13 protein-coding genes are annotated in these 13,615 nt (G+C 68.2%); 4 read left to right on the forward strand and 9 right to left on the reverse strand.

Annotation, left to right across the window (positions count from 1 at the left end; all coding sequences use genetic code 11):
* Positions 1–163 precede the first annotated feature (163 nt).
* Positions 164–844 (forward strand): transcriptional repressor LexA, encoded by a 681-nt coding sequence (lexA, locus tag O3669_RS02930; RefSeq protein WP_295919016.1) that lies wholly within the window; start codon positions 164–166, stop codon positions 842–844.
* Positions 845–912: 68 nt separating this feature from the next.
* Here the strand turns inward: lexA and O3669_RS02935 are convergent, their stop codons facing one another.
* From O3669_RS02935 to hflX, 3 genes are all read right to left on the reverse strand, one after another.
* Positions 913–1,902 (reverse strand): L-lactate dehydrogenase, encoded by a 990-nt coding sequence (locus O3669_RS02935; RefSeq protein WP_314769077.1) that lies wholly within the window; start codon positions 1,900–1,902, stop codon positions 913–915.
* 102 nt (positions 1,903–2,004) lie between these two features.
* Positions 2,005–3,945: an ATP-dependent DNA helicase gene (locus O3669_RS02940; protein WP_371523580.1), complete on the reverse strand. Its 1,941-nt coding sequence runs from the start codon at positions 3,943–3,945 to the stop codon at positions 2,005–2,007.
* Positions 3,942–5,474 (reverse strand): GTPase HflX, encoded by a 1,533-nt coding sequence (hflX, locus tag O3669_RS02945; RefSeq protein ID WP_371523581.1) that lies wholly within the window; start codon positions 5,472–5,474, stop codon positions 3,942–3,944. Before hflX ends, O3669_RS02940 begins: the two co-directional genes overlap by 4 nt.
* An 85-nt stretch (positions 5,475–5,559) precedes the next feature.
* Between hflX and O3669_RS02950 the strand changes: the two genes are divergently transcribed.
* Positions 5,560–6,174, forward strand: a complete 615-nt coding sequence (locus O3669_RS02950) for a class I SAM-dependent methyltransferase (RefSeq protein WP_371523582.1) — start codon at positions 5,560–5,562, stop codon at positions 6,172–6,174.
* Between the two features lie 61 nt (positions 6,175–6,235).
* Here O3669_RS02950 and dapF read toward each other — a convergent pair whose 3' ends face one another.
* A complete protein-coding gene (gene dapF, locus O3669_RS02955) occupies positions 6,236–7,159 on the reverse strand; it encodes a diaminopimelate epimerase (RefSeq protein WP_371523583.1) in 924 nt (307 codons plus the stop codon).
* Positions 7,156–8,184: a tRNA (adenosine(37)-N6)-dimethylallyltransferase MiaA gene (gene miaA / locus O3669_RS02960; RefSeq protein ID WP_371523584.1), complete on the reverse strand. Its 1,029-nt coding sequence runs from the start codon at positions 8,182–8,184 to the stop codon at positions 7,156–7,158. The genes dapF and miaA overlap by 4 nt, the downstream gene beginning before the upstream one ends.
* A 72-nt stretch (positions 8,185–8,256) precedes the next feature.
* Here miaA and O3669_RS02965 point away from each other — a divergent pair, with 72 nt between their 5' ends.
* Both O3669_RS02965 and O3669_RS02970 read left to right on the forward strand, forming a co-directional pair.
* Positions 8,257–8,703, forward strand: coding sequence for a histidine kinase (locus tag O3669_RS02965; RefSeq protein ID WP_295919622.1), 447 nt, complete (start codon positions 8,257–8,259; stop codon positions 8,701–8,703).
* On the forward strand, positions 8,696–9,250 hold the full coding sequence (locus tag O3669_RS02970; RefSeq protein ID WP_295919620.1) for a histidine kinase: 555 nt from the start codon (positions 8,696–8,698) through the stop codon (positions 9,248–9,250). The genes O3669_RS02965 and O3669_RS02970 overlap by 8 nt, the downstream gene beginning before the upstream one ends.
* A gap of 403 nt (positions 9,251–9,653) precedes the next feature.
* On the opposite strand, the gene miaB is transcribed toward O3669_RS02970, so the two are convergent.
* Genes miaB through recA form a run of 4 tightly spaced genes read right to left on the reverse strand, consistent with a single transcriptional unit; the run spans position 9,654 to position 13,425 of the window.
* Positions 9,654–11,192, reverse strand: a complete 1,539-nt coding sequence (miaB, locus tag O3669_RS02975) for a tRNA (N6-isopentenyl adenosine(37)-C2)-methylthiotransferase MiaB (RefSeq protein WP_295919617.1) — start codon at positions 11,190–11,192, stop codon at positions 9,654–9,656.
* 11 nt (positions 11,193–11,203) lie between these two features.
* Positions 11,204–11,698, reverse strand: a complete 495-nt coding sequence (locus O3669_RS02980) for a CinA family protein (protein WP_295919616.1) — start codon at positions 11,696–11,698, stop codon at positions 11,204–11,206.
* A 2-nt stretch (positions 11,699–11,700) separates the two neighbouring features.
* Entirely contained in the window at positions 11,701–12,330 is a 630-nt protein-coding gene (locus O3669_RS02985; protein ID WP_295919614.1) for a regulatory protein RecX, read from the reverse strand.
* A gap of 3 nt (positions 12,331–12,333) precedes the next feature.
* On the reverse strand, positions 12,334–13,425 hold the full coding sequence (recA, locus tag O3669_RS02990) for a recombinase RecA (protein ID WP_295919613.1): 1,092 nt from the start codon (positions 13,423–13,425) through the stop codon (positions 12,334–12,336).
* Positions 13,426–13,615 lie beyond the last annotated feature (190 nt).

The following is a 13,615-nucleotide window of genomic DNA, read 5'->3' on the forward strand; positions in this document are numbered from 1 at the left end:
GAACACATGTTCGTCGAACACCTGTACGATAGCACGCGCCCATGCGAATGTCGAGACCCACTCGAACATATGTTTCATGTTGCGCGTTTTCGCCTTAAACTTGACGTATCCAGTGGACGCCCACCCATGCACATCTGCGTCCACGCGCACAACAGGAGGGTCCATGACCGAGCGACCGATCAGCGATCGCCACCGCGCGATCTTGCGCGTTATCAACGACAAACTGGCCTCCAGCGGCTTTCCCCCCTCTGTGCGCGAGATCGCATCCTCGGTCGGCCTGGCCTCCCCGTCGACGGTCAAGCACCACCTGGATTCGCTCGAGTCGGAGGGCTACCTCGCGCGCGAACCCGGACTACCGCGCGCCCTCGACCTGACGGACAAGGCGCGCCGAACGCTCGGAATCGCCCCCTCAGCCCCGGCCTCGTCTTCGGTTGTGCCCATTGAAATCCCCGTCTCGCACGTGGAGGAGGAAGGCACCGCGATCCCCCTCGTGGGACGCATCGCGGCCGGATCGCCCATCACGGCCGAACAGCATGTCGAGGACGTCTTTCACCTACCCACCTCCATAACCGGCCGCGGCGACCTGTTCATGCTCGAGGTCTCCGGCCAGTCCATGATCGACGCCGGCATCTTTGACGGAGACTACGTCGTCATCCGCTCACAAAACGAGGCGCGCAACGGCGAATTCGTGGCTGCCATGATCGACGGCGAAGCCACCGTGAAGGAGCTATCGATCACGGACGGTCACGTGTGGCTGCTGCCCCACAACAAGGACTACTCCCCCATCCCCGGCGACGAGGCCACCATCCTCGGCAAGGTCGTCACCGTCATCCGCTCCCTCTAACAGCCCCACCAACGAACGGTGGCGCCGACCCCCGAAGGGATCGGCGCCACCGTTTGCTATAAGCCCGATCAGAAGCCCAGGTCGCGGGCAACATTGCGCAGGCGCTCCGCCGAGGCGGTCAGGCCATCGCGCTCATTGAGGGTCAGCGGCGGGTTCAGGACGCGTCCGGCGCCGTCGCGGCCAACGATCGTCGGGGCGGCCATGACGACGTCCGAGATGCCTTCCCAGTCCTCCAGCAGCGTCGAGATGGTCAGGACGCGCTGCTCGTCGCGCAGCACCGCACCGGCGATGTTCGCGGCGGACAGGCCGATGGCGTAGTTGGTCGCGCCCTTGCCCTCGATGATCTTGTATGCGGACTGGACGACCTCCTGCGCAATGGAGTTGCGCAGAGCGGCGTCGAAGGTACCGCCGGACAGGGTCGGGCCCCACTGGGAGAGCGGAACGTTACCGATCTCGGCGCTGGACCACAGGGCGACCTCGGAGTCGCCGTGCTCGCCGGCCACGTAGGCATGGATGTTCTGCGTGGCAACGCCGGTCTCACGAGACACGAGGTAGCGCAGGCGCGAGGTGTCGAGCACCGTGCCCGAGCCGAAAACCTGGTTGCGCGGCAGACCGGTCAGCTTCAGAGCCACGTAGGTGACGACGTCGACCGGGTTGGTGACGAACATGAAGCGGGCGTCGGGGGCCACATTCTGCAGGTTCGGCACGATCTTCTTCATAAGGTTGACGGTCGAACCGGCCAGCTCCAAGCGCGACTGGCCGGGCTGCTGCTTGGCGCCAGCCGTCACGATAATCAGGTCGGAACCGCGAACGATTTCAACATCGTCGGAGCCTTCGATCGAGCCTGCGGGGGTGAACTGGATGCCATGGGCCATGTCGAGGGCTTCGGCCTCAACCTTGGGCTTGTTGATGTCCTGAAGAACGATCGAACGAGCGTCGCCACGCATCGCACACGCGTAAGCGACGGCCGTACCAACGGCACCGGCGCCGATGATGGCAATCTTCGAGGGACGTCCAGAGGACTTAGAGGGGTACAGGGTCTGCGCTTTGTTTTCCACGTGTCTCTCCTAGATATGAGCAGGCGCTTCCATTGCTGCAGGTCATGGGTCGCCTAATGGTTAATTTACACGATCTTTCACGTGTTGAAAACCACTCTTCACCTACTGATCACCGGCTGCGTTCAGACGCCGCAGAGCGCCGCGCACGACCTCCGGATTCGTGGTGGGCCACATGGCCGGCAGGGAGCGCATGATGAAGGATCCGTAGCGTTTCGTCACCACGCGCGGGTCGAGGATCGCGACGACGCCGCGGTCGCTCGTCGAGCGCAGGAGTCGGCCCGCGCCCTGGGCCATCATGAGGGCCGCGTGGGTCAGGGACACGGACATGAAACCGTTTCCTCCCCTGCGTTCGACGTCCATCGACCGTGCGCGTGACACGGGATCGTCGGGGCGTGGGAAAGGAATCTTGTCGATGACGACCAGGCGGCATGCGTCCCCGGCGACGTCGACGCCCTGCCACAGGGACATGGTGCCCACCAGGCACGAGTCGCGCTCGGCGCGGAAACGTGCGATCAGCTGGGCGAGGGTTTCCTCCCCCTGTAGGTAGACCGTCAGGTCGGTGCGTTCGCGCAGCGCCTGCGCGCCGACGGTCGCCCCGCGCCGGGAGGCGAACAGGGCCAGCACTCCACCGCCCGAGGCCTGGGCCAGGTCCACGAGCTCGTCCAGCAGCTGCTCGGAGGGGCCGTCGCGCCCCGGCAGGGGCAGGTGGGTCGCCACGTACTGGATCCCCTGGTGGGCATGGTCGAAGGGCGAGCCCACGTCGATGCCGTGCCAGGGCACGCCCGACACGGCCATGCCGGTGGCCGCGGCCATGACATCGAAGTTGCCGCCCAGGGCCAGGGTCGCCGAGGTGAGAATCGCGCCTCGCTCGCCGATGCCATTCCCGCCGATCGCGGCCGACACGTCCAGGGGCCCCACCGTCAGGCGAGCGTTGTCGGACTCGTCGCGGGTGATGTAGGCGATCGATTGGTCGGGATCGCGTCCCCACGCGTCCAGGGCCCCGATCAGCTCGTCGATCGCGGCGCGGGCCAGGAGCTTGGCGGCCGGCTCACCCTGCGCCTCGCTGACCTCGTGGCTGGCTCGGCGCGCGGCGTCGTCGAGGACGATCATCGCGTCAACGAGGGCGCTCGGCCGGTACTCCAGGAGGCCGTCGGGCAGGGGTGCCATGGCTGCGCCCAGCCCGGCCCCGGCCTCGTCCAGGTCCGTGGAGTCGATCGACAGGTTCGAGCGCAAGGATCGGGCCACGCGGCTGACCCTGGCCACCGTGATGTCCGCGGCCGCCTGGGAGCGCACGCGGTCGGCCAGCTCGTGCGCCTCATCAATCACGACGGCGTCGTATTCACCAAAAAGTTCGCCCTCGCCGCAGGCGTTGATGCCGAACAGAGAGTGGTTGGTGACCACGACGTCAGCCTCGGAGGCGTCCAGGCGCGCGGCTTGGGCGAAGCACTCGTCGATGAGGGGGCAATGCTTGCCCAGGCACTCGGGCTTGGCGACCGAGGCATGGTGCCATGCGCGGTCGGAGACGCCCGGCACCAGGTCGTCGCGATCCCCCGTCGTGGTCTCGGTGATCCACTCGCGGATGCGCAAGATTTCCTTGCCGAGCTCACCCGTCGGTCCGACGCCGATGTCACGATCCTCGAAGAGCGTGCCCTCAGTCGGGTAGCCGCCGTCCAGCTTGTGCAGGCACGCGTAGTTCGTCCACCCCTTGAGCACAGCGACCTTCAGGCGCACGCCCGTCTCTGACGCGACCGCGTCGACGGCGACCGGCGCGTCCTTGACCAGAATCTGGCGCTGGAGGGCCAGCGTCGCCGTCGAGACGACGCCGCGCACCCCATTCGTCGCGCAGTGCGTCAGCAGCGGGACCAGGTAGCCCAGCGACTTACCCGTTCCCGTGCCGGCCTGAACCAGCAGGTGCTCGCGGTCCTCCAGGGCAGCGGCGCCCTCGGCGACCATCGAGGCCTGCCCCTCGCGCGGAGCCCCACCCATGCCGGCGACGACCGCATCGAGGACGCGGCACGAGGCCTCGACCAGATCCTCGCTCACGAAGCGCTCACCGGCTCATCGTCGGCTATGCCGCCCACTGCCTCGCGGGCGATGATGGCGGCCAAGGCCTCGTCGACGCGGGCCACGATCCGAGTGCCGGTCTCCACGTACTCCTCGCGCTCGACCTCACCCTCCTCGTGGATGCGGTGGACCAGCGAGCCCGCCGAGTAGGGCACGATCGCGTCGATGGCCACGCGGGGCCGGGGCAGCATGTCCTCCAGGGCCGCGCGCAGCGCCTCCACGCCCCAGCCGGTGTGGGCGCTGAGCGGTACCGCGCCGGGGAAGACCGTACGCAGGAGGGCGATCTGCTCGGGCGACGCCAGGTCGGCCTTGTTCAGGGCGATCAGCTCGGGGATGTCCGAGGCCCCCTCGATCGTGTCGATGACGGCGCGCACGGCCTGCACCTGGGAGGCCGGGTCGGGGTGGGCGGCGTCCACAACGTGCAGGATCACGTCGGCTTGGCCCACCTCCTCCAGGGTCGAGCGGAATGCCTCAACCAGCTGGGTGGGCAGGTTGCGCACGAAGCCGACCGTGTCGGTGAGCGTGTACTCGCGCCCATCCGCGGCACGCGCCCGGCGCACGGTCGGGTCCAGGGTCGCGAAGAGCGCGTCCTGGACGAGGACGCCCGCGTCCGTCAGACGGTTCAGCAGCGTGGACTTGCCCGCGTTCGTGTACCCGGCAATGGCCACCGAGGGCACTCCCCCGCGGCGGCGCGAGTTGCGCTGGGTTCGACGGGCGGGTTCCATGCGCGCGATGTCCGCGCGCAGCTTCGCCATGCGCGTGCGGATGCGGCGGCGGTCCAGCTCGATCTTGGTCTCACCGGGGCCGCGAGAGCCGATGCCCGCGCCGCCCGCGACGCGACCGCCAGCCTGACGGGACATCGACTCACCCCAGCCGCGCAGACGCGGCAGCAGATACTCGAGCTGCGCAAGTTCAACCTGGGCCTTGCCCTCACGGGACTTGGCGTGCTGGGCGAAAATATCGAGAATGAGGGCCGTGCGGTCCACAACCTTGGCGTCCACGACGTCCTCCAGCCCACGGCGCTGGGAGGGGGCCAACTCCTCGTCGACGATGACCGTGTCGGCCTCCACCGCGCGCACGATCTCGGCCAGCTCACGGGCCTTGCCGGATCCCAGGTAGGTCGCCGGGTCGGGCTTCATGCGGCGCTGGATAATGCCATCGAGCACGCGCGAACCGGCGGTCTCCGCGAGCGCGGCGAGCTCGCGCAGCGAGTTCTCGGCCTCTTCCTCGCTCTGCGTGGTGCGCAGGCCCACGAGCACGACCTTTTCGAGTCGCACCTGGCGGTATTCGACCTCGGAGATGTCCTCACGGTCGGAGGCACCCGTGTCGACGCGGCGCGTGCCCGCGCGGGCGTCGCGTTCCAGTGCGCCTGCGTCCCCCGAGTTGTCCTGTCCCGCGGTCGAGGAGAGCGCCGCTGCCGAGCGCGCGAGAATGCGCGCGACGACGTCGTTGACGCGCTGGTCGCGTTCCTCGATCGAGGCGTTGGAATCGGTGGGAGTGGTGTCCATATCCGTCCTTCACGTGGGGGCTTCCAGTGTCGCACGGCGGGCCCTCATCTGCGCCTGCGCGCGCGGGCGCGATAGGCTTTCTTCCGTGGACGAACAGTACTTCACCGACTCTGCCCCCGCGAGCGCCGACGAGACTCACGTGATCGAGGTGAGCGCCCGCGGCTTCGATCTGTCGATGTGCGTGTCGTCGCGCGTCTTTTCGGGTTCCAAGCTGGACTTGGGGACCCGTCAGCTGCTTTCCGTCGCGCCCGACCTGCCCAAGGGCGGGACCTTCCTGGACCTGGGGTGCGGTTGGGGTCCGATCGCGACCGTCATGTCGCTGGAGTCGCCGGGCGCGAGCGTGTGGGCGGTGGACGTCAACTCGCGTGCCCTGGATCTGACGGCTCGTAACGCGGCTGCCAACGGGGCCGCCGGGGTGCGCACACTCAAGGCCGAGGAGGCGCTGGCCGCCTCCGCCGAGACGGACACGCGCTTTGACGTCATCTGGTCCAATCCGCCGGTGCGCATCGGCAAGGAGGCGATGCACGAGATGCTGGCGTCGTGGCTGGGCCGCCTCGCCCCGACGGGCGTCGCCTACCTGGTCGTCCAGCGCAACCTGGGCGCTGACTCGCTCATCGGCTGGCTCAATGGCCGGGGTTTCCAGGCCTCCAAGTTCGCCTCCAAGAAGGGCTTCCGCATTATCGAGGTTCGCCCCGCCTAAGGGGTCGGTTCCCGTGACGAGGCCGTGGCCTCGTCCCCGGGTCCTCGCAGGCTCCCTCGGGTCAGGACAGGCGGATGTCGGCCACGCGCGTGGCGGGGCCTGTCAGGAACACGGAGGCATCCGTGATGCGCGGGGTCTCGCCACTCCAGTCGATGACGTCGTCCAGGCCCACGGTTACCGTGCCGCCGGGGATGTCGACCCTCCACTGGGTGGGGGCGCCCGGTCCCCGACGCAGGGCGGTGGCCAGGGCCGCCGCGCAGCAGCCGGTTCCGCACGCCTGGGTCTCCCCCACGCCGCGCTCGAGGACGCGCATGGCGATGTGCCCCTGCTCCTGCCCGGCTTGCGTGAGGTCCACGACCAGCTCCAGGTTCGTGCCCGCCTCGGGCGCGGGGTCGTAGGAGGGGCGCGCGGCGGGCGGAATCATGGACACGTCCACGGTGGGCAAGAAGACGGCGCGCAGGGTCGCCTCGTCGGCCAGCTCGACGACCGTGTGCGGGTTGGGCATGTCCACCCAGATACCGCCCAACACGCCGTCGATGCCCGGGACTCGCACGTCGATCGTCTCGCGCGCCGGAGACGCCGCCGGACCCATGTCGACGCGGTAGCTCGCGCCCTGCCCCTCGTCCTCCGATTCCGGGGTCACGCGCTTGATGCCGCCGCGCGTGGCCACATCCAGCGTCTGTCCAACCGGCAAATCCACGAGTCCCTCGCGGCGCAGGTGATCGACGAAGACGCGCACGCCGTTGCCGCACATCTCCGCCTTCGAACCATCCGCGTTGCGGTAGTCCATGAACCACATCCCGTCGCACTCGACCGCGCGAATGAAGCCGTCCGCGCCGATCCCAAACGCCGGGGAACACAGGGTCGCGACCTCGGCCTCGCTCGGGTCATAGTCGTCAAAGCGATCCGTGGCCACGACGAAGGAATTACCGGCACCGTGCGCCTTGACAACACGGGCATGGGAGGGCAGCTGCGAGTTCTTCATGAATCCACCGTAGCGCGGGCACCCGCCTCACGCAGCCGCCGCCCGCGTGACGAGCGTGCCAGGGCAGCCTCGGCCGCGCGCTCCGTCAGCTCGACCACGTGGGCCGCCACGGCCTCGTCCGAGTCGAACTCCTCCACGTCCAGCCAGTGCACGCGCGGATCCGGGCGCAGCCACTTGACCTGGCACCGGGCCAGCTGACGGGTGGCCAGCGCGATGGATTCCACGGCCTCCTCCTCGCTCATCACCCCGTCGATCACCGCGAGCGCCTGGGCATAGCCCGTCGCCCGCGAGGCGGTCTTGGCCTCGCGCAGGCCCTCGTCGATGAGGGCGCGAACCTCCTCGATGAGGCCAGCGGCCAGCATCTGCCGGGTACGCAGGGCAATACGTTCGTCGAGCTTGTCCATCGGGCGACGCAACGCCACCATCAGCGCGGGGGCCACGAACTCGTGGCGGGGCATGGACGCCGAATAGGGCCTGCCCGTCAGCTCGATAACCTCCAGGGCTCGCACGATGCGACGCGCGTTGTGCGGATCAATGCGCTCGGCCGACACCGGGTCCAGGGCCGCCAAGCGCTCGTGCATGCCGCGCGAGCCCAGCGGCCCGGCGGCCTCCTCCTCCAGGCGGGCGCGCAGCGCGGGATCCGTGCCCGGAAACTCAATGACGTCCAGGAGCGCGCGCTGATACAGTCCCGAACCGCCCGCGACCACCGCGACACCCCCGCGCCCGTGAATCCCGGCGACGTCGGCGCGCGCATGCTTCTGGTAGGCGGCCACCGAGGCCTCGTCGCGCACGTCGAGCACGTCGATCTGGTGGTGGGCGATTCCGCGGCGCTGCGCCACCGGGGTCTTGGCCGTCCCCACGTCCATCCCCCGATACAGCTGGAGGGCGTCCGCCGAGACGATCTCGCCCGCCCCGCGCGCACCCAGCGCCCGCGGGAGGCGCACCGCCAGCTCCAGGGCCAGGTCGGACTTACCCGAGGCCGTGGGACCCACGACCGCGCACACGATCGTTGACGCACATGTCATACAAGACTCCATGTCTCCCAGTGTACGGGTGCCTCCCCCCGCTCCCCTCCGACAACGGCTAGTCTTAAGGCCATGAGCACAACAGATACTCCTCCGGTCACACTCGACCGGATCACGACGGCGGTCGAAGCCGTCGGCCTGATCCCCTTCACCTCCGCCACCGGCCAGATCGCGGCAATCCTGCCCAACCGAACCGTGCGCATCGCGGCGCCCGAGGGCCGGCCCGCCCAGGGTGTGGCCGACTACCCGCGTTTCTTCCACGCCGACCACGCTGACCAGATCGCCTCTGCGGTCCGCCGCCTCAACGCCTCCACGTACCTTCCCAAGGTCACCTCCACGGTGACGGAGACGGGCGCCATTGCGCTGCACCTGCAGCACACCTTCAACTGGGTGGTCGGCGCGACCGACGCACAGGTGGGCGCGGAAGTCCACCAGTTCATCATGGCCGCCATCTCGATGATGAACCAGATCGACATCATGTTCCCCGACCAGTGGACCCAGGAGGCCGACAATGCCTGAGTGGAAGAGCTTTACCTTCGGCGAAGACGGGGAAGCAACCCCCACCCCCGAGCAGCCCGCGCAGGCCGCTCCCGCCAACCCAGCCATGGAACCCGACGAATACGCCGCCAAGTGGGGCACCGAGGTCTCCGAGCTGACCATCGAGCGCATCGTGACGGTCCTGGAAGGCGACGGCCTGGAATGCGAATCCGACGAGTTCATCGTCGCCACCTGGCTTAACGACGTCCCCTTGCAGATCCACCGCGAGCCCGCCGACGCCCCGTGGGCGCAGGTCGAGACCCGCATCGTCCCCCCGGGCGAGGGCCACACCGAGATCTCCCTGCAGGAGCTCGCGAACCGTTGGAACGTCGGGCACCTCCAGCCCACTGTCTTCCCCATCGAGAACGGCGACAACTGGATCCTCGTGGCTGCCTCCCGATTCTTCGTCGGCGAGGGCCTGTCGGATCGCCAGATCCACGCGATGGCCCGCCGCGGCCTCATCATCGGCCTGCAGGCCGCCGAGGAGCTGCCCACCCTCTTCGACGAATCTGAGGATTCCGAGCAGTAGCCTGTCGCCGCTGGCTGCGCCCTCCACCAGTGCCCCGTTCCTGACAGGAGCGGGGCACTCTCGGTGAGTGTGCGCCGACTACATGCGACGGCGAAACGCATACCGCCTGCGCGGTATAGAGTTACGGGTCGCATAGGGGGGCTCGAATCGACCCGCACTACCGAGAGTGCTCCCGCATGCCGGCCGCCTCAACATCGTGACGACCGCCACGAGACAAAGGTAATACTGAGGGCGGCATTTCACGCGGCTTTCACGCACGACATTTTCCCGATTTTCCGCATGTTGGTGGGAAAATGTGCAGGCACGCGAGGCCCCCGTACAGGTGATTGACGAGCAGCGCGAGTATCTGCAGATCACCGCCCAGATGAGGGATCATCCGGGCGGTGAGGTGTCGTGTCGGGTATCAGCGCGGGGCGCCCACACGCAGGGTCGGGATGCCCAGGGACACGGCGGTGTCCGGCTCGTCCTTCGCCTGGCGCGCCTGCCACGCATCGCCAGCGCGCGTGCGGCGCACCTCGAAGAGGCCGCCCTGAGCGCCGGAGTCCGCGATCAGGTGGTGGGGCGCACCGTAGGTGACCGTCGCGCGAATCATGTCGCCCGGACGCGGGCGATCAGCCTGCGCGAGGCCCTCGGGAAGGGCGACATGCACGAGGCGATTATCGCGGGCGCGCCCAGAGATGCGGTGCGTCGAGCCATCCTTGCGGCCGTCGCCCTCGGAGACGAGAATCTCCACGTCGGTGCCGGCCAGCGCGGCGTTGTCCTCGGCGCAGATGCGCTCCTGAAGCTTGACGAGGCGCTGGTAGCGCTCGAGAGCCACGTCGTCGGGCACCTGGTCCTCGCGGTCGGCCGCAGGAGTTCCCGGGCGGCGCGAGTACAGGAAGGTGAACGCCGACGTGAAACGAGCCTGTTCCACGACGTCAAGGGTCGCCTGGAAGTCCTCCTCGGTCTCGCCGGGGAAGCCCACGATGATATCCGTCGTGATAGCTGCCTCGGGAATCGCGGCGCGCACGCGCTCCAGAATCCCCATGAAACGCTCGCGCCGGTAGGAGCGACGCATCTGGCGCAAAATCGCGTCGGATCCCGACTGCAGCGGCATATGCAGGCTCGGCATGACGGTGGGCGTCTCCGCCATCGCGGCGATGACATCATCGGTGAACGCAGCCGGGTGAGGCGACGTGAAACGCACGCGCTCAATGCCCTCGACGCGGCCCACCGCGCGCAGCAGGTCGGCGAACGCGCCGCGCTCGCCAAAGCCCACGCCGTAGGAGTTGACGTTCTGACCCAGCAGGGTCACCTCGATGGCGCCCTGGGACGCCACGGCCTCGACCTCTGCGAGGATGTCGCCGGGGCGGCGGTCACGTTCCTTGCCGCGCAGGTGCGGCACGATGCAGAACGTGCAGGTGTTGTTGCAGCCCACAGAGATCGACACCCACGCCGCGAAGGCGCTGTCTCGGTGAGTCGGCAGGGTCGACGGGAAGACCTTGAGGGATTCCTCGATTTCGACGGCGGCCTTGCGGTTGTGCTCGGCACGGCGCAGGAGCGCCGGGAGAACGTCGATGTTGTGGGTGCCGAAGACGGCGTCCACCCACGGGGCCTTGGCGACGATGCCGTCGCGCATCTGCTGAGCCAGGCAGCCTCCGACCGCAATCTGCATGCCCGGACGCTCACGCTTGACGGCGGCCAGCTGGCCGAGGTTACCAAAGAGGCGGGTCGCGGCGTTCTCACGAACCGAGCAGGTGTTGATGACGACGACGTCGGCACCCATGTCGCCCGCGTCTGTCGCGCGCGCGGCGGCCTCGGGGACCGTGTCAACGGGGACGAGGCCTGCCTGCTCCAGCAGACCCGCCATTCGTTCGGAGTCGTGTTCGTTCATCTGACAGCCAAGCGTGCGCACCGCGTAGGTGCGAGGCAAGGCGTCTAGCTGCGTGGTCGTCGTATTCATCGCACCACAGTCTAGTCGTGCGCGTGGCCGCCAGCGCAGTCGAGCACGTCACGCAAGAGGACGAGAGCGGCGTCAATCGTACCCGCGCGCACCTGTGTCCGATCCCCCTCCACATGGAGGAGGCGATGCTGTGTGCCACCGGGGTGGGCGCAGGCGATGTGGACGGTGCCGGCCGGGAAGCCGTCGGCAGGGCCCGGGCCCGCCACGCCCGTCGTCGACAGTCCGATGGTGGCGCCAAAGAGGCTGCGCGCACCCTCCGCCATCTGCCGGGCCACCTGCTCGTCGACGGGGCCGGTCAGCGCGAGGCGCTCACGCGAGACCCCCAGGACCGAGGCCTTGGTGTCCACCGCGTATGTGCAGGCTCCTCCGCGTACGACGTGGGAGGCGCCGGGAACGTCAACCAAGCGGGAGACGAGGCCCCCGCCCGTCAGCGATTCAGCGGTCGCAACCGTGAGAGCGCGCCGCGCCAGCTCTTGGATCAATCGTGCAACCTGCGCGTCGTCCATTCTCAGGACACCTCCCAACTCCAGCACTCACCGTCGTCCGCACTACCAGCATGCCATTCATCCAGGGCTTCTCGCACCGCATTGGATGCCACAGCCGGTGAATAGCCCTTGCGGGCCAGCATCGAGCACAGTCGCCGGTAGGCCGTGTCGCGGGGAACACCGGCCAGGGAGCGGCGCTTGCGGGCCACGAGCTGCGCGGCCCGCTCCGCCTCGTCATCCCGATCGATCTGCGACAGAGCGTGCTCGATGACCGGCGCGTCCAGGCCCTTACGGACAAGCAGCTCGCGCAGCGCGCGACCCGACGCGCCCGTGCCCGCAAAACGCGAGCGCACGAGCGCGTCAGCGTAGGCCTGGTCATCCACCAGCCCCACAGCCTCGAGTCGGTCGACAACCTGGAGCGCCAGCTCGGCGCTGAAGCCACGGCCCTCGATAGCGCCGGTCAGCTCGGCGCGCGAACAGGCACGCGCATCGAGCTTACGCAGAGCAACCTCGCGCGCGGCCTCGATGGCAGCCGTTCCCGTCAAGGCTGCGTTACGTTCGCGCGCCCTGGCGAGACGCTCCCCGGGGGAGGTACGCCGAACGCGCTCCTCCCCCAGCTCCGGATGATCCTCCGGATCCAGATAGCGCACCACGGCTCAGAAGCCTGCGTCCTCGTCCGGGTCGACGGCGGGAGCCTTCTTGGCCCCCTTCTCCGGTTCGGGTTCCTCGGCGATGCCCAGGGCGATCAGAATTTTTTGCTCGATTTCGTTGGCCAGCTCGGGGTTGTCCACCAGGAACTGACGCACGTTCTCCTTGCCCTGGCCCAGCTGGTCGTCCCCGTAGGTGAACCAGGAGCCGGACTTGCGTACGATGCCGGCCTCGACGCCCATGTCGATGATCGAGCCCTCGCGAGAGATGCCCTTTCCGTAGACGATGTCGAACTCGGCCTGCTTGAAGGGCGGGGCCATCTTGTTCTTGACCACCTTGGCGCGCGTGCGGTTACCCACGGGCGAGCCGGCTTCCTTGAGGGTCTCGATGCGGCGCACGTCGATGCGCACGGATGCGTAGAACTTCAGTGCCTTACCGCCCGTCGTGGTCTCCGGGGAGCCGAAGAACACGCCGATCTTTTCGCGCAGCTGGTTGATGAAGATCGCGGTGGTCCCGGTCGCGGACAGAGCGCCCGTAATCTTACGCAGCGCCTGGCTCATGAGGCGCGCCTGCAGGCCCACGTGCGAGTCACCCATCTCACCTTCGATTTCGGCCTTGGGTACCAGCGCCGCGACCGAGTCGATGACGATGATGTCGATGCCGCCCGAGCGGATCAGCATGTCGGCGATCTCCAGGGCCTGCTCGCCCGTGTCGGGCTGGGAGACCAGGAGGGAGTCGGTGTCCACGCCGAGCGCGCGGGCGTAGACGGGGTCGAGGGCGTGCTCGGCGTCGATGAAGGCCGCGTTTCCGCCGGCCTTTTGCGCGTTGGCCACGGCGTGCAGCGCGACCGTGGTCTTACCGGAGGATTCGGGACCGTAGACCTCGATCACACGGCCGCGAGGCAGACCGCCGATGCCCAGCGCCACGTCCAGGGCGAGAGAGCCGGTGGGGATCACCTGAACCGGGGGACGATTGTCGTCACCCAGGCGCATAACGGAGCCCTTGCCGAACTGCTTATCGATCTGCGACAGGGCTACTTCGAGCGCCTTGTTGCGGTCGTTCGTGACGGTCTTTGCCGCCGATGCTTTACGGGCTGCCATGATGATCCTTTCGTTCGAGGCCTCTCCGACCTGCGAGTGTCCTGACCTGGATGACGCCCCTCTCCGAGGCGACATGACGAGTATGCGACCGGCCATCGTCATCTGCGTCCCGCGCGCGGCGCCCCTGTGGACGACACGCGTGGACGATTCGTCGCGCACAAGCTTAGATGGAACAGGTGTTCGACTCCCA

This window comes from Pauljensenia sp. 20925_1_34 (assembly GCF_041432775.1).
In the GTDB taxonomy this organism is placed as follows: Bacteria; Actinomycetota; Actinomycetes; order Actinomycetales; family Actinomycetaceae; genus Pauljensenia.

Coding starts and splice junctions, on each gene's coding strand:
- miaA (WP_371523584.1), bottom strand. CDS start 8,184: ATGACATGTGCGTCAACGATCGTGTGCGCGGTCGTGGGTCCCACGGCC.
- dapF (WP_371523583.1), bottom strand. CDS start 7,159: ATGAAGAACTCGCAGCTGCCCTCCCATGCCCGTGTTGTCAAGGCGCAC.
- lexA (WP_295919016.1), top strand. CDS start 164: ATGACCGAGCGACCGATCAGCGATCGCCACCGCGCGATCTTGCGCGTT.
- O3669_RS02965 (WP_295919622.1), top strand. CDS start 8,257: ATGAGCACAACAGATACTCCTCCGGTCACACTCGACCGGATCACGACG.
- O3669_RS02970 (WP_295919620.1), top strand. CDS start 8,696: ATGCCTGAGTGGAAGAGCTTTACCTTCGGCGAAGACGGGGAAGCAACC.
- O3669_RS02980 (WP_295919616.1), bottom strand. CDS start 11,698: ATGGACGACGCGCAGGTTGCACGATTGATCCAAGAGCTGGCGCGGCGC.
- hflX (WP_371523581.1), bottom strand. CDS start 5,474: ATGGACACCACTCCCACCGATTCCAACGCCTCGATCGAGGAACGCGAC.
- recA (WP_295919613.1), bottom strand. CDS start 13,425: ATGGCAGCCCGTAAAGCATCGGCGGCAAAGACCGTCACGAACGACCGC.
- miaB (WP_295919617.1), bottom strand. CDS start 11,192: ATGAATACGACGACCACGCAGCTAGACGCCTTGCCTCGCACCTACGCG.